Source organism: Streptomyces sp. PL-29, assembly GCF_058344425.1.
The window spans coordinates 6,083,635-6,102,406 of the sequence record NZ_CP136996.1; the positions used below are offsets into that span (position 1 = coordinate 6,083,635).

18 protein-coding genes and 1 tRNA gene are annotated in these 18,772 nt (G+C 73.6%); 12 read left to right on the top strand and 7 right to left on the bottom strand.

Going from position 1 to position 18,772, the window contains the following annotated elements:
* Positions 1-9: 9 nt before the first annotated feature.
* On the bottom strand, positions 10-1,044 hold the full coding sequence (locus R4Z63_RS27795) for an NUDIX hydrolase (protein WP_384447663.1): 1,035 nt from the start codon (positions 1,042-1,044) through the stop codon (positions 10-12).
* 116 nt (positions 1,045-1,160) lie between these two features.
* Positions 1,161-1,784 carry a LysE/ArgO family amino acid transporter gene (locus R4Z63_RS27800; RefSeq protein WP_384447665.1) on the bottom strand — a complete coding sequence of 208 codons (624 nt, stop codon included), beginning with the start codon at positions 1,782-1,784 and terminating at the stop codon, positions 1,161-1,163.
* Between the two features lie 69 nt (positions 1,785-1,853).
* Here R4Z63_RS27800 and R4Z63_RS27805 point away from each other — a divergent pair, with 69 nt between their 5' ends.
* The 5 genes from R4Z63_RS27805 to R4Z63_RS27825 all read left to right on the top strand — a co-directional run bounded on the left by R4Z63_RS27805 (position 1,854) and on the right by R4Z63_RS27825 (position 7,574).
* A complete protein-coding gene (locus R4Z63_RS27805) occupies positions 1,854-2,762 on the top strand; it encodes a LysR family transcriptional regulator ArgP (protein ID WP_037916146.1) in 909 nt (302 codons plus the stop codon).
* Between the two features lie 30 nt (positions 2,763-2,792).
* Positions 2,793-3,185 (top strand): TOBE domain-containing protein, encoded by a 393-nt coding sequence (locus R4Z63_RS27810; RefSeq protein ID WP_037916148.1) that lies wholly within the window; start codon positions 2,793-2,795, stop codon positions 3,183-3,185.
* 152 nt (positions 3,186-3,337) lie between these two features.
* Positions 3,338-4,426, top strand: coding sequence for a magnesium and cobalt transport protein CorA (locus tag R4Z63_RS27815; RefSeq protein WP_384447670.1), 1,089 nt, complete (start codon positions 3,338-3,340; stop codon positions 4,424-4,426).
* A gap of 339 nt (positions 4,427-4,765) precedes the next feature.
* The gene (locus R4Z63_RS27820; protein ID WP_037916152.1) at positions 4,766-5,119 is read left to right on the top strand and encodes a DUF805 domain-containing protein; all 354 of its coding nucleotides are present in this window, start codon (positions 4,766-4,768) and stop codon (positions 5,117-5,119) included.
* A gap of 235 nt (positions 5,120-5,354) precedes the next feature.
* The gene (locus tag R4Z63_RS27825) at positions 5,355-7,574 is read left to right on the top strand and encodes an NADP-dependent isocitrate dehydrogenase (RefSeq protein WP_384447674.1); all 2,220 of its coding nucleotides are present in this window, start codon (positions 5,355-5,357) and stop codon (positions 7,572-7,574) included.
* Between the two features lie 147 nt (positions 7,575-7,721).
* Here the strand turns inward: R4Z63_RS27825 and R4Z63_RS27830 are convergent, their stop codons facing one another.
* Positions 7,722-8,195 (bottom strand): hypothetical protein, encoded by a 474-nt coding sequence (locus R4Z63_RS27830; protein ID WP_157840153.1) that lies wholly within the window; start codon positions 8,193-8,195, stop codon positions 7,722-7,724.
* A 409-nt stretch (positions 8,196-8,604) separates the two neighbouring features.
* Here R4Z63_RS27830 and R4Z63_RS27835 point away from each other — a divergent pair, with 409 nt between their 5' ends.
* On the top strand, positions 8,605-10,344 hold the full coding sequence (locus R4Z63_RS27835; RefSeq protein ID WP_384455330.1) for a glycoside hydrolase family 71 protein: 1,740 nt from the start codon (positions 8,605-8,607) through the stop codon (positions 10,342-10,344).
* Positions 10,345-10,610: 266 nt separating this feature from the next.
* Positions 10,611-11,804: an aminotransferase class V-fold PLP-dependent enzyme gene (locus R4Z63_RS27840; RefSeq protein WP_384455328.1), complete on the top strand. Its 1,194-nt coding sequence runs from the start codon at positions 10,611-10,613 to the stop codon at positions 11,802-11,804.
* Here the strand turns inward: R4Z63_RS27840 and cobF are convergent.
* On the bottom strand, positions 11,791-12,543 hold the full coding sequence (gene cobF, locus R4Z63_RS27845; RefSeq protein ID WP_384455325.1) for a precorrin-6A synthase (deacetylating): 753 nt from the start codon (positions 12,541-12,543) through the stop codon (positions 11,791-11,793). The two genes, R4Z63_RS27840 and cobF, sit on opposite strands and share 14 nt — an antisense overlap.
* Before the next feature lie 18 nt (positions 12,544-12,561).
* On the opposite strand from cobF, the gene R4Z63_RS27850 reads away from it, so the two are divergent.
* From R4Z63_RS27850 to R4Z63_RS27865, 4 genes are read left to right on the top strand one after another with little or no spacing between them, the layout of a single operon-like run.
* A complete protein-coding gene (locus R4Z63_RS27850; protein WP_384455322.1) occupies positions 12,562-13,317 on the top strand; it encodes a (Fe-S)-binding protein in 756 nt (251 codons plus the stop codon).
* Entirely contained in the window at positions 13,314-14,828 is a 1,515-nt protein-coding gene (locus R4Z63_RS27855) for a lactate utilization protein B (RefSeq protein ID WP_384455319.1), read from the top strand. Before R4Z63_RS27850 ends, R4Z63_RS27855 begins: the two co-directional genes overlap by 4 nt.
* Positions 14,825-15,508 carry a LutC/YkgG family protein gene (locus R4Z63_RS27860; RefSeq protein WP_384455316.1) on the top strand — a complete coding sequence of 228 codons (684 nt, stop codon included), beginning with the start codon at positions 14,825-14,827 and terminating at the stop codon, positions 15,506-15,508. The genes R4Z63_RS27855 and R4Z63_RS27860 overlap by 4 nt, the downstream gene beginning before the upstream one ends.
* A 54-nt stretch (positions 15,509-15,562) precedes the next feature.
* Positions 15,563-15,958 carry a VOC family protein gene (locus tag R4Z63_RS27865; protein WP_384455313.1) on the top strand — a complete coding sequence of 132 codons (396 nt, stop codon included), beginning with the start codon at positions 15,563-15,565 and terminating at the stop codon, positions 15,956-15,958.
* Positions 15,959-16,068: 110 nt separating this feature from the next.
* On the opposite strand, the gene R4Z63_RS27870 is transcribed toward R4Z63_RS27865, so the two are convergent.
* Positions 16,069-16,431, bottom strand: a complete 363-nt coding sequence (locus R4Z63_RS27870) for a DUF309 domain-containing protein (protein WP_384455310.1) — start codon at positions 16,429-16,431, stop codon at positions 16,069-16,071.
* Positions 16,432-16,657: 226 nt separating this feature from the next.
* Between R4Z63_RS27870 and R4Z63_RS27875 the strand changes: the two genes are divergently transcribed.
* Positions 16,658-16,734: transfer RNA gene (locus R4Z63_RS27875), tRNA-Pro, on the top strand.
* 199 nt (positions 16,735-16,933) lie between these two features.
* On the opposite strand, the gene R4Z63_RS27880 is transcribed toward R4Z63_RS27875, so the two are convergent.
* Entirely contained in the window at positions 16,934-17,755 is an 822-nt protein-coding gene (locus R4Z63_RS27880) for an ABC transporter ATP-binding protein (protein WP_384455307.1), read from the bottom strand.
* Complete coding sequence (locus tag R4Z63_RS27885; protein ID WP_384455304.1) at positions 17,752-18,771, bottom strand: ABC transporter ATP-binding protein; 1,020 nt, start codon at positions 18,769-18,771, stop codon at positions 17,752-17,754. The genes R4Z63_RS27880 and R4Z63_RS27885 overlap by 4 nt, the downstream gene beginning before the upstream one ends.
* Between the last annotated feature and the right edge of the window lies 1 nt (position 18,772).

Below are 18,772 nucleotides of genomic sequence, written 5' to 3' on the forward strand. Positions count from 1 at the left end.
CAGGCCGGGTCAGAGGCGGCCCGCGTGGAGCTCCAGCGGTCCCGCGCCGCTGGCCCGGGCGTCGAGGCAAGCGGTGATCTGGCGCCGCAGCGCGCCCTTGACCAGGGTGCGGAGCTCGTCGGGCGCGACGGTGCGCCACTGCAGCAGTTCGGCGGGGTCCAACCGGATCCGGGCCAGCTCCGGGGCGTCGAGGACGCCGCCGTCGTAGAGGAAGCGGATGCGGGCCGGACGGCCCGGCTTGTGCGACCAGTTCACGGCGAGCAGGCGGCCCGGGGCCAGATCGAGGCCGAGCTCCTCGCGGACCTCCCGTCGGGCGGCGGCGCGCGGGATCTCGCCGAGGTCGCTGTCGATGCCGCCGCCGGGCAGGTTCCAGCGGTCGGTGCGGCCGTACGCGGGCTGCACCAGCAGGATCCGGCCGTCGGCGGAGGTGAAGAGCACGCTGGCCGCGGTCAGGGCCTTCGGCCGGCTGGCCCGGTGGCTGGCCGCGTCGAGCACGCCCGCGTGTTCCAGGGCCGCGCGCCGGGCCGGATCCAGGCCGGCCGGCGAGCCGGGGTGGGGTACACCGTCGACGAGGTGGGCGAAGGAGCCGGCGTACAGGGCGGCCAGCCCGGCGCGCAGCCGGGTCGCGGCCCGGGCGGGCAGGACCGCGCAGGCCTCCTCCGGCCGCAGCCAGCGGGCCTGCGTGATCCCGCCGTCGGTGGAGGAGAGCCCCATGGCCTCCGGGGGCGCGACCGGCCCGACGAGGTGGACGTGCACGATCAGGGAGCGGCCGAGCGGGCCCGGCGGCCTGGAGTCCACCGCCAGCAGCCGGCCCACCGGGGCGCCGAGGTCCAGCTCCTCCCACAGCTCGCGGGCCAGCCCCTGCTCCGGCGTCTCGGTGTCCTCCACCCTGCCGCCCGGCAGCTCCGGACCGGTCTGGTACGAGCCGGTGAGCACGAGGACCCGCCCGTGGGTGTCCAGGACGATCCCGGTGGCGGTCACGAGTGGCGCCGGCCGGTCGGCGTCGTACGCGTGCACCGCGTCGGGGGAGGGGCGGTCGGGCACGGGCGGTCTCCTGGGACTCGGGGCGTCGGCAGGAGACTATGCCGGGCCCGGGACCCGGGGCGGTTTCGGCATGCCGGGTCCGGTACGGGGACCGGCCCGCGCGGCGCAGCCGGGACTCACGCACGGGCCAGGAGGAGGCCGCCCATCGTGACCATGGTTGCCGCGAGCAGCCCGTCCATGACCCGCCAGGCCGAGGGACGGGCCAGCAGGCCGCTCAGCAGCCGGGCCCCGTAGCCCAGGCCGGTGAACCAGGTCAGGCTCGCCAGGCCCGCCCCGAGGCCGAAGGCCCAGCGCAGGTCGCCGCGGTCGGCGGCGAGGGAGCCGACGAGCAGCACGGTGTCCAGGTAGACGTGCGGATTGAGCCAGGTCATGGCCAGGCAGGTCAGCACGGCCCGGCGGGCGGATCCGGAGGTTGCCCCCTCCGCGGTGAGGGCGGCGCCGGGGGTGGGTCGCAGCACCCGGCGGGCGGCGAGTACTCCGTAGCAGACGAGGAAGCTCCCCCCGGCCAGCCCCACGACGGTCAGCGCGGCCGGCCAGGCGGTGACGAAGGCCCCGACGCCGGCGACGCCCAGGGCGATCAGGAGCGCGTCGGACAGCGCGCAGATGGCGACCACGGCGAGCACCGCGTGTCGGCGCACGCCCTGACGGAGGACGAAGGCGTTCTGCGCGCCGATGGCGACGATGAGGGAGAGTCCGGTGCCGAAGCCGGCCAGGGCCGCGGTGGTGATGCCGTGTGTCATGGCTCCGACCGTAGGCAGCCTGCGCCGTTCAGTACAGCTAAAGATTTTTACGTACCATTAGCCGTTGTGATGGACGAGCTTCCCCTGGACCAGGTGCGCACGCTGCTCGCCGTGGTGGACGAGGGCACCTTCGACGCGGCGGCGGCCGCCCTGCACGTGACGCCCTCTGCGGTCAGCCAGCGGGTGAAGGCCCTGGAGCAGCGCACCGGGCGGGTGCTGCTGATGCGGACCAAGCCGGTGCGGGCTACGGAATCCGGGGAGGTGGTGGTCCGCTTCGCCCGGCAACTGGCCCGGCTGGAACGGGACGCGCGCGCCGACCTGGGCATGGCCGACGCGGGAGGCCCGGTGCGCCTGCCGATCGCGGTGAACGCGGACTCCCTCGCGACGTGGTTCCTGCCGGCCCTCACGCACGTCCCGCAGGATCCGCCGGTCTGCATCGAGCTGCGCCGCGAGGACGAGGCGCACACGACGGCGCTGCTGCGCGAGGGGCAGGTGATGGCCGCGGTGACCTCGTCCCCGGACCCGGTGGCCGGGTGCAGCGTCCGCATGCTGGGCCTTGCCCGGTACCTGCCGACGGCGAGCCCGGCGTTCGCCGCCCGGTACCTGGCGGGCACGCCGGAGCGGGACCTGCGCAGGGCGCCGACGATCGTCTTCGACCGCAAGGACGACCTCCAGGACATCTTCGTCCGCTCGCTGACCGGGGACGCCACGGCGGGCGCGGGGCCGGTGCGGCACCACGTGCCGACATCGGAGGGTTTCCGTGACGCGGTCGTCGCGGGGCTGGGGTGGGGGTTGGTGCCCGAACAACAGGCGGGCCCGCTCGTGCGCACCGGGGATCTGGTGCTGGTGGCGCCCCGGCGGCCGTTGGACGTACCGCTGTACTGGCAGCAGTGGAAGCTGGACTCCCCGGCCCTTTCGACGGTGGCGGACGTGGTCGCGGCAGCGGCCGCGGAGGCGCTGCGCAGCCCCACGCCCTGAGCGCCGGGGCACCGCATAGGCTTGCCGGCCATGGAGTCCTACACGATCGGCCAGGCGGCCCGGTTGCTCGGCGTCAGCGTCGACACGGCCCGGCGCTGGGCGGACGCCGAACGTTTCCCCACCCGCCGCGAGGGCACCCGCAGGATGGTGGACGGGCCCGACCTGGCCGCGTTCTGCGTCGAGGCCGCGCAGGAGGGCGGCGAGGGGGAGGAGGCCCCGTACACCTCGGCGCGCAACGCCTTCCCGGGCATCGTCACCGGGGTGAAGCTCGGCACGGTCGACGCGCAGGTGGAGATCCAGGCCGGCCCGCACCGCATCGTGTCGCTGCTGACGCGGGAGGCGGTGGAGGAGCTCGGCCTGGAGGTGGGTGCGCGGGCCACGGCGCGGGTGAAGTCGACCAGTGTGTTCATCGACCGGGTCTGAACCGGGTCTGAACCGGGTCTGAACCGGGTCTGAAACGCCGCTGGAGGGGCCGGCGGTCGGCGGGCGGCGGCCGGGCGGGGGCCCCGGCGCGAGCCGGCCGTCCGGCGCCGGTGGCAGACTGGCCGCTGATCAGGGGAAGGTGAGTGGGGGCGTTGTTCAAGTTCAGCAACCTGCGCCGGGTCGTCCGCCGCGGCTACCGGCGGACCGTCGACCTCAGCCACCCCGCCCGCTCCCCCCTCGGCAGCGCGGTCGTCAACTGCCTGGTCTACCGGGACGGTGTGCGGGAGGCGGACTGCGCGGACGCCGGGGAGGCGCTGCGCCGGGTCCGCAAGACGGGCGACGGTTTCGTCTGGATCGGCCTGCATGAGCCGTCGCAGTCGGAGCTCGCCGGGCTCGCGGAGCTGTTCGACCTGCACCCCCTGGCCGTCGAGGACGCCGTGCACGCGCACCAGCGGCCCAAGGTGGAACGCTACGGCGACACGCTGTTCTCCGTCTTCAAGACCGTGCGCTACCTGGGGCGCGAGGAGTTGACCGCGGGCGGCGAGGTGGTGGAGACCGGCGAGCTGATGGCCTTCACCGGCCAGGACTTCGTCGTCACCATCCGGCACGGCGGCCGCAGCACGCTGGGGCCGGTGCGCGAGCAGCTGGAAGCCGCCCCGGACCAGCTGCTCCTGGGGCCCGCGGCGGTCCTGCACGCCATGGCCGACCACGTGGTCGACGACTACGTGGCCGTCACGGACGCCGTGCAGAACGACATCGATGCCGTGGAGACGGCGGTGTTCAGCGAGAACGGAGGCCGTGGCGATGCCGGCCGGATCTACCAGCTCAAGCGCGAACTCCTCGAACTGCGGCGGGCGATGGCCCCGCTGGGCCGCCCGCTCCAACAGCTTGCCACGCAGCCGATACCGGTCGTCCCGCCGGAGATCCGCGCGTACTTCAGGGATGTGGCCGACCACGTCACCCGGGCCACCGAGCAGATCGGCGCCTACGACACCCTCCTGGACTCCATCCTCCAGGCCCACCTCGCGCAGGTGACGGTCGCCCAGAACGAGGACATGCGCAAGATCACGGCATGGGCGGCCATCGTGGCGGTCCCCACCATGGTCTGCGGGGTCTACGGCATGAACTTCGAGCACATGCCGGAACTGCACTGGAGGTACGGCTACCCGCTCGTCCTCGGCGTCATGGCGCTCGCCTGCTTCGCCATCCACCGCGGCTTCCGCCGCAACGGCTGGCTCTGACACGGCCCGAGGAATCGCCGCCGCCGGAGCGGACCCGGGGCGGCACCGCGACCGCGCCCCCGAAGGCCGTCCGCGGTGTCGCGACGTGGTAACGATGTGGGTAACGATCGGGGCGGCGCACGGGGTGGCAAGTAGGCCTTGCATGGCGACGTTTCGGACGTTGCGGGACATGGCGCCGCGACGGTGTCCCGAATCCGTGGCCCCGGTGCCGGAAATCGGGCGGTCCGGCCCAATGTGGCGTCCCTGGAAGTGGCTTGACCTCGACGTAAGGGGGGCATAAGTTCTGCCCCGGCTTGCTCCAGCAGGACGGGCCGAACCAACCGTCCTCTGGGGGGACCCGTGAACTACTACCTCGACGTTCTGAAGAAGTACGCCGACTTCTCCGGCCGCGCGCGCCGCCAGGAGTACTGGATGTTCTTCCTCTTCCAGCTCGCCGCGCTGATCATCGTCTCGATCCTGGACGCCGTCCTCGGCACCTCCCCGTGGCTGTACATGCTCTACGCGCTGGGCACCCTCCTCCCGAACCTCGGTGTGACGGTCCGCCGCCTGCACGACACCGGCAAGTCGGGCTGGTGGGTCCTCATCTCCTTCGTTCCGCTCGTCGGCTTCATCTGGCTGATCGTCCTGCTGGCCACCGCCGGCCAGCAGCAGCCGAACGAGTACGGCCAGGACCCGAAGGTCCTCGCCGCCTGATCAGGCGTGCAGGCCCGGTCAGGGCTTGATGTGCCCGAGCGCCGCCCCGGCTGGGAACAGCCCGGGGCGGCGCTCGCGGCATTTCGGGGGAGCGGTCCGGTGCCGCGCGCCGGCCGCGTGACATGCGTCTCTCCCCCTGGCGGCCGGGGGCTGTGCTGACCGGCCCGAACACGAGATATCTTGATGTCGAGCAATGTTGCAGACGAGAGACGCAGACTGTGGAGCGGAGCATCCGGTGACTGACTCGACCATCATCTACACGCACACTGACGAGGCCCCGGCCCTCGCGACGTATTCCTTCCTGCCTGTGATCCAGGCGTACGCGTCGACGGCCGGTGTGAACGTCGAGACCCGTGACATCTCCCTGGCCGGTCGGATCATCGCCGTGTTCCCCGAGTACCTCGAGGAGAGCCAGCGGATCGCCGACGCCCTCGCCGAGCTCGGCGAGCTGGCGAAGACCCCGGAAGCCAACATCATCAAGCTTCCGAACATCTCGGCTTCGATCCCGCAGCTGAAGGCCGCGATCGCCGAGCTCCAGGGCCAGGGCTACGCCCTCCCGGACTACCCGGACGACCCGAAGACCGACCAGGAGCGCGACGTCCGCGCCCGCTACGACAAGGTCAAGGGCAGCGCCGTCAACCCGGTTCTGCGCGAGGGCAACTCCGACCGCCGCGCCCCCGGCTCGGTCAAGAACTACGCCAAGACGCACCCGCACCGCATGGGCGCCTGGACCACCGAGTCGAAGACGAACGTCGCCACCATGGGCGCGAACGACTTCCGCTCCACCGAGAAGTCCGTCGTCGTCGCCGAGGCCGGCACCCTGCGCATCGAGCACGTCGCCGCCGACGGCGCCACCACCGTGCTGCGCGAGTCCGTCCCGGTCCTCGCCGGAGAGGTCGTCGACGCGTCCGTCATGCACGTCGACGCGCTGCGCACCTTCCTCAACGACCAGATCGGGCGCGCCAAGGCTGAGGGCGTCCTGTTCTCGGTGCACCTCAAGGCCACGATGATGAAGGTCTCCGACCCGATCATCTTCGGCCACGTGGTCCGCGCCTTCCTGCCGAAGACCTTCGCCCGTTACGGCGAGACCCTCGCCGCCGCCGGCCTGTCGCCCAACGACGGCCTCGGCGCGATCCTGAACGGTCTGGGCTCCCTGCCCGACGGCGACGCCATCAAGGCCTCTGTCGATGCGGAGATCGCCGAGGGCCCGGCCCTCGCCATGGTGGACTCCGACAAGGGCATCACCAACCTGCACGTGCCGTCCGACGTCATCGTCGACGCCTCCATGCCGGCCATGATCCGCACCTCGGGGCACATGTGGGGCCCCGACGGCAACGAGGCCGACACCCTCGCCGTCCTCCCGGACAGCAGCTACGCCGGTGTCTACCAGGTCGTCGTCGACGACTGCCGCGCCAACGGCGCCTTCGACCCCGCCACCATGGGCTCGGTGCCGAACGTCGGCCTCATGGCCCAGAAGGCCGAGGAGTACGGCAGCCACGACAAGACCTTCGAGATCGCCGCCGCGGGCACCGTCCGCGTCGTCGACGCCGCGGGCAACGCGATCATCGAGCAGGAGGTCGCCGCCGGCGACATCTTCCGCGCCTGCCAGACCAAGGACCTGCCGATCCAGGACTGGGTCAAGCTCGCCGTCACCCGGGCCCGCGCCACCGGCGCCCCGGCCGTCTTCTGGCTCGACGAGACCCGCGCCCACGACGCGCAGCTGATCGCCAAGGTCAGGACGTACCTCGCGGACCACGACACCGAGGGTCTGACCATCGAGATCCTCTCCCCGGTCGAGGCCACGAAGTTCTCCCTGGAGCGCATCCGCCGCGGCGAGGACACCATCTCGGTGACCGGCAACGTGCTGCGCGACTACCTGACCGACCTCTTCCCGATCCTGGAGCTGGGCACCAGCGCCAAGATGCTGTCGGTCGTCCCGCTCATGAACGGCGGCGGGCTCTTCGAGACCGGTGCCGGCGGCTCCGCGCCGAAGCACGTCCAGCAGCTGGTCAAGGAGAACTACCTGCGCTGGGACAGCCTGGGCGAGTTCTTCGCGCTGGCGGCCAGCTTCGAGCACCTCGCGACCACCACCGGCAACGCCCGCGCCCAGGTGCTGGCCGACACCCTGGACCGCGCGACCGGCACCTTCCTCAACGAGGACAAGTCGCCGAGCCGCAAGCTGGGCGGCATCGACAACCGCGGCAGCCACTTCTACCTCGCCCTGTACTGGGCGCAGGAGCTGTCCCGCCAGATCGACGACCCGAAGCTGGCCGCGGCGTTCGAGCCGCTGGCCAAGACCCTCGCCGAGCGCGAGGAGGCCATCGTCGGCGAGCTCATCGCGGTGCAGGGTTCCCCGGCCGACATCGGCGGCTACTACCAGCCCGACACCACCAAGGCCGCGGCGATCATGCGCCCGTCCGCGACCCTCAACGAGGCGCTCGGCCTGCTCGGCTGACGTCCGCTGACGCGCTCCGCCCCGGCCGGGCCCTGTGCCCGGCCGGGGCGGTCCCGTGTTCGCGGCCCCGTGTGCGCGGTCCCGTTTTGGCGGAGCCGTTTGTGCAGCCCGGTCCGCCCGGGAGGACCGGGCCCCAGGGCCCCGGGCTTAGAGCCGGTGGATGCGTTCCTGGTCGAATGCCAGCGGGGACCGTCCGGCGGCCAGGATCCGCAGCCCCGGGGCCACGGTCAGCAGGGTGCGCAGCCAGGCCAGGGCGTCCTGGCCGAGCTGCTCGGTGCCGTCCAGGACGAGCAGCATGTCCCGCTCGGCCAGCCAGGACGCCGCGTACCTCGTCGTCCCGCAGGGCGGCGGCGCAGGTACGCCGGGTACGGAGCCCAGCTCGGCCGTCAGTTCGCGGACGCCGTAGCCGCCTTCCAGCGGGTCGAGGTCGACGACCGCCACCCCGTCGCAGAAGTTGGACGCCAGCCGCCGGGCGATCTCCCGTACCAGCAGGCTCCGCGGCTCGCGGAATCCGCCCGCCACCGTCAGCACCCGTCCCCGCCGGACGGCGGTGAGCAGCCGGGACATCTCGGCGGACGTCGCCGGGAGCCTTCCGGCCGACCCCGATTCCCTCATCGGCACGATGCCCCCCATTGCATGCGTGACCACGTGCGGCCGTACCCCAGGGATCTTTCGCTCGCGTGACGACGATTATGCGCCACTTGCGCAGTATCGCTAGGGGAATGTCGCATTCCGATCCGGCGGTCCGTTGCCGCCCAGGTCAGACCGCCCCCTCCCGCGGCCCGGCGGGTCGCCGCCGGTCCCGGAGACGCGGCGCCGCCGTCCCCGTCGCCCCCGCCGCCCGCGCCGCCCGCGCCGCCCGCGCCGCCCGCGCCGCCCGCGCCGGCAGAACCGGCGGTCGGCGTAGTTCCCGTCGTCCCCGTGACGTACGTGCACGGTCCCCGACCCCGGCGAACGCTTGTCCGGAAGCCGGGGATGGGCTCTACTGCTGTCCAGCCCCCACCGGGGTGCATTCGCGGGAGGGGCCACGATGACAGCGGACCGGCGCACGGACCGGCGAGCACGACGCAGAGCGCACGGCGCGGACCGGGCGGCACGCCCCGTGTCGCACCGGCGCCGGCCGGCCGTCCGGGGCGGCCGGCCGCTGCTGGCCCTGCTCCTGTCCGGCTTCCTCGTCGTCGGTGTCTGCGCGGCCACCGGCATCGCCTGGGACCCGCTCGGCGGCGCCCCCGAACAGAACACCACGGTCCGCGGCGCCTCCGCCCCGCAGTCCACCGGACCCGGCTCCCCACCCGGCGCGGGCGACCCGACCCCGGCGCAGCCGCAGCAGAGCCCCCCGCCCACCCGGCGCCCGGCGGCCGACGGCGATTCCGGGGGAGCGGTGGACTCCGGAGCGGCGCGCCCCGCCGGCGCCCTGCCCTTCGACATGCCCCGCCCGGCCGCGCTGCGCTCCGGCCGAGCGGGCGGGAAGCTGGTCTTCGCCCACTACTTCACCCCGTACCCGCTCTCCCTCGACAATGCGGACGCGGACAAGGACTACTACACCCGCAACTACCTCGACCCCGATGGGGAAAGCGGCAAACACGGCAGGTACGGCGGCCTGCTGCGGGACCGCCCGCTGCCCGTCACGCCCAAGGGCGGCGACTGGGAGTACGCCAACCTCCAGCAGGAGGTGCGCACGGCGCGGGACGCCGGCATCGACGGCTTCACCCTCGACCTGCTCTCCCTCTCCGGCAAGAACTGGGACCGCGCCAACCTGCTCATGGCGGCGGCCCGTTCGGTGGACCCCGCTTTCAAGATCATGCTCATGCCGGACATGACCTCGCTGAAGACCGACGATCCCCGCGTGCTGGCCGAGGCGCTCGCCACGCTCGCCGACGCCTCCGCCGCACACCGGCTCCCCGACGGCCGACTCGTCGTCTCCCCCTTCAAGGCGGAGGCGAAGAGCGTGACGTGGTGGACGGAGGTCATCCGGGTCCTCAAGGCCGACCACGGCATCCGCACCGCCTTCGTCCCGCTCTTCCTCGACTTCGGCGCCCACACCGGCGAGTTCGCCCCGATCAGCCACGGCTTCTCCGAGTGGGGCAGCCGCAGCTACACCGGCCAGGAGAGCTCCACGCGCGACGTCCGGCGGGCCCACGGCATGGGCAAGATCTGGATGCAGCCCGTGTCGGTCCAGGACGCCCGCCCCAACCAGGGCATCTACGACGAGGCCGGCAACACGGCGACCCTGCGCGCCACATGGACGCGCGCCATCGAGGACGGCGCCGACTGGGTCCAGCTCACCACGTGGAACGACTACTCCGAGGGCAGCCAGTTCGCGCCCTCGCTGCACAACGGCCACGCCTACCTCGACCTGACCTCCTACTACCTGACCCGGTTCAAGACGGGCGGTTGGCCGAAGGTCGTCCGGGACACCCTGTACCTCACCTCGCGCACGCAGTTCGCGGACGCCGACCCGACCGGCGACCAGTCGCTGGTGATGTCGCTGCGCAAGGGAAGCGCACCGGCCCGCGACACGGTGGAGGTCCTCAGCTTCCTCACCTCACCCGCGACCGTGCGCACGACCGTCGGCACGGCGCAGGACAGCCACGACGCCCCCGCCGGGATCCACTCCGCACTGCTGCCGCTCAGGACGGGCACCAGCGCGGCCCACGTGGTCCGCGACGGGAGGGCGACGGCGAAGGTGGACCTGCCCTACCGGGCGGATCACACGGTGGAGGTGCAGGACCTCCAGTACTACGCGGCGACCAGCGGCCGCGAACCGTAAGCCGCGGCAGCGGCTGCCGACCGCCCGGGCCTCAGCTCCGGGCTGTCTGCCCCGGCCCGGCGGCGCGGCCGCGGCCCGCCCGGGCCGGACCGGCTGCGCACCCAGCCGCCCGGCACGCCCGCGGTCGGGCACCTGCCCTGCGCAGGCGGCCGCCGGCCCCCCGGCGGGGCCGTAGCGTTCCGGCCCCGCCGGGGGCCGTGGTCTTCCGGTCCGCGAGACCGGCGGGAGATGATCCGGGCGACAGCCGCGCCGCACCCGGAGGTTCCGTGACCGAGACGACACGTCCCGCCGAACGCCCCGCCGAGCCGCCCGCAGGCCGCCCGCAGCCGGGGGAGTTCCCCGGCGGGCCCGCCCTCTTCCGCCTCGACGCCCGCGTCGCCCACCTCAACCACGGCTCGTTCGGCGCGGTCCCCGTGCCCGTACAGGAAGCGCAGGCCCTGCTGCGGGCCGAGGCGCACGCCGACCCCGACGCCTTCTTCACCGCCCTGCCGGACCGCCTGGAACAGGCCCGCACTCGGATCGCCGCGCACCTCGCCGCCGACGCGGACGGCCTCGCCTTCATCGCCAATGCCACCGAAGGCGCCCATCTCGCCCTCGGCGCCGTCCCGCTCGCCCACGGCGACGAGATCCTGGTGACCGACCACGGCTACGGCACCGTCACCGCGGCCGCCGCTCGCCGCGCCCCGGTCACCACCGTCGCCCTGGACCCCGCCCTGCCCGACGAGGACGCCGTGCGCGAGACCGTGCTGGCCGCGCTGACGCCGCGTACCCGGGTCGCGGTGCTCGACCACGTCAGCTCGCCGACCGCCCGGGTCATCGCCTCGCCCCGCCTGGTCGCCGCACTGCGCGAGCGCGGCGTGACCACCGTCGTCGACGGCGCCCACGCACCGGGCATGCTCGCGGACCCGCTCGGCACCGGTGCCGACTTCTGGTTCGGCAACCTCCACAAATGGGGCTACGCCCCGTCCGGCACCGCCCTGCTCGCCGTCGCCCCCCAGCACCGCCACCGGGTCCGGGCACTCGTCGCCTCCTGGGAGGACGGGCACGGCTTCCCGCGCTCCGTCGAGAACCGCGCCACCGCCGACTACACCGGCTGGCTCGCCGCCCCCGACGGACTCGACCTCATCGAAGCCCTCGACGCCGCCAAGGTCCGCGCCCACAACAGCACCCTCGCCGCCCACGGCGCCGCGCTGCTCGGCGAGATCCCGGGGCTCGCCGCGCTCCCGCACACCGACGGCCTCGCCATGCGCTCCCTGCGCCTGCCGCCGGGTGTCGCCGAGACCCCGGAGCACGCCCGCGCGCTGCGCGAGCGGATCGCGGAGCGCCTGCGCATCCGGGTGCTGATCTGGCCCTGGCCGGGCGGCGGCGGCATCCGGGTCTGCGGGCAGATCTACAACCGCCCCGAGGAGTACGCCCGCCTCGCCGCCGCCCTGCCCGGCCAGCTGCTCAGGGGCGCCTGAGCAGGTAGGTGTCCATGATCCAGCCCTTGCGGGCGCGGGCCTCGGTCCGCAGTTCCTCGATGTGCCCCGCGACCTCCGCCAGCCTGCCCTGCACCAGGATCTCGTCGGGGGTGCCCACGTAGGCGCCCCAGTAGATGTAGAGGTCCTGGTCCAGGTGGGCGGTGAAGGCGTGCCGCGCGTCCAGCATCACCACCACGTCGTCCACTCCGGCCGGCCAGCCCTCGGCCAGCCGGCGCCCGGTGGTGATCTGGACCGGCCGCCCGACCCGGTTCAGATGGGTCCGGTGCCGCGCCAGGAGCGCGGAGACGCTGCTGATGCCCGGTACGACCTCGTGCTCGAAGACCACCCGGCCGCGCTCCAGCACCTCGTCGAGGATCGCGAGCGTGGAGTCGTAGAGCGACGGGTCGCCCCACACCAGGAACGCCCCGGTCTCGCCGTCGGCCAGGTCCTCCGCGACGAACCGCTCGAAGAGTTCGGCCCGCGCGCTGCGCCAGCCGTCCACCGTCGGGGCGTACTCGGCGGGCGTCCGGTCCCGGTCCGGGTCGCGGCCCTCCACCAGCCGGTGGCCGGGGCGGGCGTGCGCGTCGAGCATCGCGCGCCGCAGCCCGGTCAGATCCGACTTCTCCTCACCCTTCTCCAGGATGAGGAATGCGTCCGCCGCGCCGATCGCCCTGACCGCCTGGAGGGTCAGGTGGTCCGGGTCGCCCGCGCCTATGCCGATCACTGAGAACTTCTTCACCCGGCTATTGTGCCCATCATGCGTGCGGCCCTGTTCGTCACCTGCGTCAACGACGCGCTGTATCCGCGGACCGGCATCGCCGTCGTCCGCCTCCTGGAGCGTCTCGGTGTCGCGGTGGACTTCCCGGCCGCCCAGAGCTGCTGCGGGCAGCCGCAGTACAACACGGGCTACCGGTACGAGGCCGAACCGCTGGTGCGCCGGACGGCGGCGGCCTTCGCCGGCCACCCATACGTGGTCACGCCCTCCGGCTCCTGCGCCGCGATGATCCGTGCGCACTACCCGCGGATCGGCCTGAAGGCGGAGCGGGAGGGGCGAGGGGCGGAGCTGGCGGACGCCGCCCGGTCGCTCGCGCCGCGCGTGTACGAGCTCACCGAGTTCCTGGTCGACGTGCTCGGGGTGACGGACGTGGGCGCCTACTTCCCGCACACCGTCACCTACCACCCCTCCTGCCACGGCCTGCGCGGCCTGGGACTGGGGGACCGGCCCCGACGGCTGCTGGCCGCCGTCAAGGGCCTGGACCTGGTCGACCTGCCGGGGGCGCAGGAGTGCTGCGGTTTCGGGGGCACCTTCGCCGTCAAGAACCCGGACGTCTCCACCGCCATGGGCACCGACAAGACCGCCGCCGCGACCGGCACCGGGGCCGAGGTGCTGTGCGCCTCCGACAACTCCTGCCTCGCCCATCTCGACGGCCTCCTGCGGCGGTCGGGGGCACCGCTGCGGACCCTGCACCTCGCCGAGATCCTCGCGGCGACCGAGGAGGAACCGCTGCCATGACGGGCTTCAGAGGCGCCACGGGCGCCCCCGGAACCATCGGAACCACCGGCACCCACTTGGGCATGCCCGCCTTTCCCGAGGCGGCCCGCGAGGCCGTACGGGACGGCGTCCTGCGTGCCAACCTCCGGCACGCCACGCACACCATCCGCGACAAGCGGGCGCGGGCCGTCGCCGAGCTGGCGGACTGGGACCGGCTGCGCGCCGCGGGCAAGGCGGTCAAGGACCACACACTGCGCCACCTCGACCGCTACCTGCTCCAGTTGGAGGCGGCGGTGACGGCGGCGGGCGGCACCGTCCACTGGGCCGTCGACGCCGACGAGGCCAACCACATCGTCACGGAGCTCGTCCGCGCGACCGGCGAGCGTGAGGTCGTCAAGGTCAAGTCGATGGCCACCCAGGAGATCGGTCTCAACGAGGCCCTGGAGGCCGCCGGGATCACCGCGTACGAGACCGATCTCGCCGAGCTCATCGTGCAGCTCGGGCACGACCGCCCCTCCCACATTCTGGTCCCGGCCATCCACCGCAACCGGTCCGAGATCCGCGACCTCTTCCGTGCCGAGATGGGCCGCTGGGGCCGCCCCGCACCCGATCCCCTCGGCGACGACCCGCGGGAACTCGCCGAGGCGGCGCGTCTGCACCTGCGCGAGAAGTTCCTGCGCGCCAAGGTCGCCGTCTCCGGCGCCAACTTCATGGTCGCCGAGACGGGCACGATGGTCGTCCTCGAATCCGAGGGCAACGGCCGGATGTGCCTGACCCTCCCCGAGACCCTGATCTCCGTCGTGGGCATCGAGAAGGTCGTCCCCACCTTCCGCGACCTGGAGATCTTCCTCCAGACGCTGCCGCGGTCCTCGACGGCCGAGCGGATGAACCCGTACACGACGATGTGGACCGGTACGACGGACGGCGACGGGCCCTCCGCCTTCCACCTCGTCCTCCTCGACAACGGACGCACCGACACCCTCGCCGACGAGACCGGCCGCCAGGCCCTGCGCTGTATCCGCTGCTCCGCCTGCCTCAATGTCTGCCCGGTCTACGAACGCGCCGGCGGCCACGCCTACGGATCGGTCTACCCCGGCCCCATCGGCGCCGTCCTCAGCCCCCAACTGCGCGGTACCGCAAGCGAGATCGACGCCTCGCTGCCCTACGCCTCCACCCTGTGCGGGGCCTGCTACGACGTCTGCCCGGTCGCCATCGACATCCCTGACATCCTCGTCCACCTGCGGGAACGGGTGGCCCAGGGCGGACCGGCGACCCGCGACGGCATCCGTGTACGGATCCGCCCCGCGCGCCGGCACACCGCGGAACGCGCCGCCGTGCGCGCCTCCCGGCTGCTGCTGGACCGCCCGGAGGCGCTGCGCGCGGGCGAGCGCCTGCTGGCCCGCGCCCGCAGGCTGGCGCCGCGCCGGCTGCCCGGCCCCGGCCGCGCCTGGACCGACACCCGCGAGCTGCCCCTGCTGCCCGCCGAGTCGTTCCGCGACTGGTGGACCCGGGAACGGGGAACCCCGCAGTGACCGGCAAAGACCGCATCCTGGCCCGCATCCGCCGGGCGGTGACCCCGCCGGGAAGGCAGGCGGGTACCGGGACCGGCCCCGGCGCCGACGTCCCGAGGGACTACCTGCGGGTACACGGCGCGCGCACCCCGGACGAGCGCGTGGACCTGCTGGCCGCGAACCTCGCCGAGTACCGCGCGCGGGTCCACCGCACGGACGGGGACGGCCTGCGGGACCTGCTGGGACGCCTGCTGGCGGACGCCGCGACCGTGCAGCTCCCGCCCGCCCTCGGCCACCGCCTGCCGTCGGAGCCGTCGCTCACCTTCGTCCCCGACCGGGCGGCGCAGACCCCTCGGGAACTGGACCGGGTCGACGCCGTGGTGACCGGCTGCGCCCTCGCGATCGCCGAGACCGGCACGATCGTCCTCGACGGCGGCCCGGACCAGGGCCGCCGCCGCATCACCCTCGTCCCCGACCACCACATCTGCCTGGTGCGCGTCCCGGACCAGGTCGTGGACTCCGTCCCCGAGGCCCTGCCGCTCCTGGACCCGCGCCACCCGCTGACCTGGATCTCCGGCCCGTCGGCGACCAGCGACATCGAGCTGGAGCGGGTGGAGGGCGTCCACGGCCCCCGCAGACTCGACGTGGTCCTCGTGGGCGCCCCGGACCGGGGGCGGCGGCCGGGGGCGCGCGACCGGTAGCGGGTGCGGGACCGCGAGCGGGGGCGGGCAGGGGCCCGGGGTCACAATAGGGCCATGTCATCCCACATCGCCCTGACCGCCCTCCTGGTCCACGACTACGACGAGGCCATCGACTTCTACACGCGTGCCCTCGGCTTCGATCTGGCCGAGGACACGGCCCGCCCGGACGGCTCCCGCTGGGTGGTCGTACGCCCGCCCGGCGCCACCGAGTCCGCCCTGCTGCTGGCCCGAGCCAAGGACGAGGCCCAGCGCTCCCGCGTCGGCGACCAGACCGGCGGCCGCGTCGGATTCTTCCTGCACACCGACGACTTCGCCCGCGACCACGCCCGGATGACCGCCGAGGGCGTCCGCTTCCTGGAGACCCCGCGCCACGAACCGTACGGCTCCGTGGCCGTCTTCGAAGACCTCTACGGCAACCGCTGGGACCTGCTCCAGCCCGCCCTCCGCTGAGGGCCGGCCGTACCCGTCCCCCCGGCGGGCCTGTGCCGACAGCCTCGGCCCGCCACCTTGTCGCGACGATGCCCGCAGGTGCCCCGTACGGGGGTCCCCCTCCGACGGCCTCAGCGGCCGCAGCCCAGCCGGGGGGCCTCCCGTGCGGCGTCGACGGCCACGCCGGCCCGCTCCACCCGGCCCGCCAGCTCCCGGGCCCACCGGACCAGGCCCGGCACGTCGAGCCCGTACGGGTCCCCCCGCAGCCCCTCGATGCCGTCGGCCCCGCGCCGCAGCAGCCGCGCCCCGCCCACCGTGTTGCCACGGGCGGCGTGCGTCAGCCCGACCGCCAGCTGCGCCAGTCCCCGCCACAGCGGCGCCGAGGCCCCGGGCCCCGACTTCCAGGCGTCCTCGAAGACCTCGTGCGCGTGGAAGGGCTTCCCTGCGTCCAGCAGCCGCTGCGCCTCGCGCACCGTCTCCGCGGGCGAGCGCACGACCCCTTCCGGCTGCCGCTCCACACCCGGCGCGCCGTAGGCAAGCGGCCGTCCCAGCCCATCCCTCGGACGGGCGTTCCTCGCCCGCCCTTCACCGTCCCTGTCCCGTGCGTTCACCGTCCCATCCTGCACCGCGCCGATTACCCGTGCATGCACACCCCTCGGCGTGGGGTAATGTTCTGCATGTGCCGCCGAGCACGGGGAAACCCGCAGGTCGAAGGTACATCGGGACGTGGCGCAGCTTGGTAGCGCACTTGACTGGGGGTCAAGGGGTCGCAGGTTCAAATCCTGTCGTCCCGACCATGCGGAATCGCAGGTCGGAGGCCGTATCGGAATTTTCCGATACGGCCTCAATGTCGTTTTCGGGCGCCAGTTGGGGGCCACGCCGGCCCGAGCGGGTCAGGCGGCGGTCATGGCCGTGAGCGGCAGTGAACGAGGTGCACGGAGCACCGTGGGGTGCGCGGACAGCGCGGTGCCGGCCGCTGGGTCGAGCGGCCGGCGGTCATCGGCCTGCGGGCCACCGCCCGCGCCGGGGCACCGAGTCCAGGAGGAGTCGGGTGTACGGGTGTTGGGGAGCTTCCAGGACCTGTGGGGCCGGACCCGTCTCCACGACCTGACCGGACTTGAGCACGAGGATCTCGTCGGCGATGTGTCGGACCACCGCCAGATCGTGTGTGACGAACAGGTAGCCGATCCCCGACGCGCTGCGGATCCGCCCGAGGAGTTCGAGGATCTGCGCCTGGATCGAGACGTCGAGCGCGGCGACGGCCTCGTCGAGGACGAGGATCCGGGGCTCCACCGCAAGGGCACGGGCGATCGCCACGCGCTGGCGCTGGCCGCCCGAGAGGTCACGGGGGAGGGCGGCTGCCTCGCGCGTGCCGAGACCGACCTGGTCCAGGAGTTGGGCGACCCGGCCGCCGCGGCCCGGCGCGTCGAGATCCGTGTGGAGGCGCAGCACCTCGTCCAGGCAGCCGGAGACGGTCACCCGCGGATCGAGGGAGAGGTACGGATCCTGGAAGACCATCTGGATCTCCCGGGCCCTGGCCAGCCGTTCCGCCCGGCGACGGGGCCGGGTGGAGCGGTCCCGGCCGTCCAGGCGGACGGTCCCGCCGTCCGGGCGCTCCAGTCCGACGAGCATCCGCGCCGTGGTGGTCTTGCCGCTGCCCGACTCACCGACGATCGCGAGGGAGGCCCCGGGCGCCAGGGAGAACGACACGCCGTCGACGGCCGTGTGGTCGCCGTATCGCTTGCGTAGGCCCTCGACGGCCAGGCCCTCGGCGACCGGTCCTTCGGCTTCCGGTCCCCTCTTCCCCGAGGCGGTCACAGCGCGATCCCTTCGTCGGCGCGGTGGCAGGCGGCGAGTCCGTCGCCGTGCCGGGTGAGTTCGGGCTTCTCCTGTGAGCAGCGCGCCACGGCGTGGGCGCAGCGCGCGGCGAAGGCGCAGCCCGGCGGCGCTTCGGCCAGGGAGACGGGACGCCCGGGGACGGGACGGGGCGCGGGCACCCCGGCTTCGATGCTCGGCGTGCAGGAAATCAGCCCCGCCGTGTACGGGTGCCGCGGCCGGTCGAACAACTCGTCGGTACCGCGCGTCTCCACGATCCGGCCCGCGTACATCACATAGACCCGGTCACAGACGGTGGCGGCCAGTTCGAGGTCGTGAGTGACGAAGAGCAGGCCCGTGCCCCGCTCGGCCCGCAGGCGGGTGAGGAGTTCGATGATCTCCGCCTGGGTCGTGACGTCCAGGGCGGTCGTCGGCTCGTCGGCGACGATCAGTGCGGGTTCGGCCGCGAGGGCGGCGGCGATGACCACCCGCTGGAGCATGCCGCCGGAGAACTCGTGCGGACGGCGGCGCAGGGCGCCGCGCGGATCACGGATGCCGACCGCGTCGAGGAGTTCGAGGGCCCGCGCGGTCGCCGTGGCGGCCGGGGTCCCGGCCGCGCGCAGCCCTTCGGTGAGGAAGTCGCCGACGCGGCGCAGCGGGTTCACGGAGGCGCGCGGGTCCTGGAAGACCATCGCGACCTGTCGGGTGCGAAGCCCGGTCAGCTCCGCGCGGCTCATGGTGAGGACATCCCGGCCGGCGACCCGGACCTCGCCGCTGGTCCGTGCGCCGGCGGGCAGCAGCCCGAGGACGCTGCGGCACGCGACCGACTTCCCGGAGCCGGACTCGCCGACGAGGCCGACACTCTCCCCGGGGTGCACCCGCAGGCCGACTCCGTCCAGGACCGGCCGCGCGGCGCGGGAGTCGGTCAGGTGGACCCCGAGACCGTCGATCTCCAGGACCGGATCCCTCCCGCCGGCCGGGGTCGCGGTCGCGTCCGTCCGTTTCCGCTGTTCCTTCATG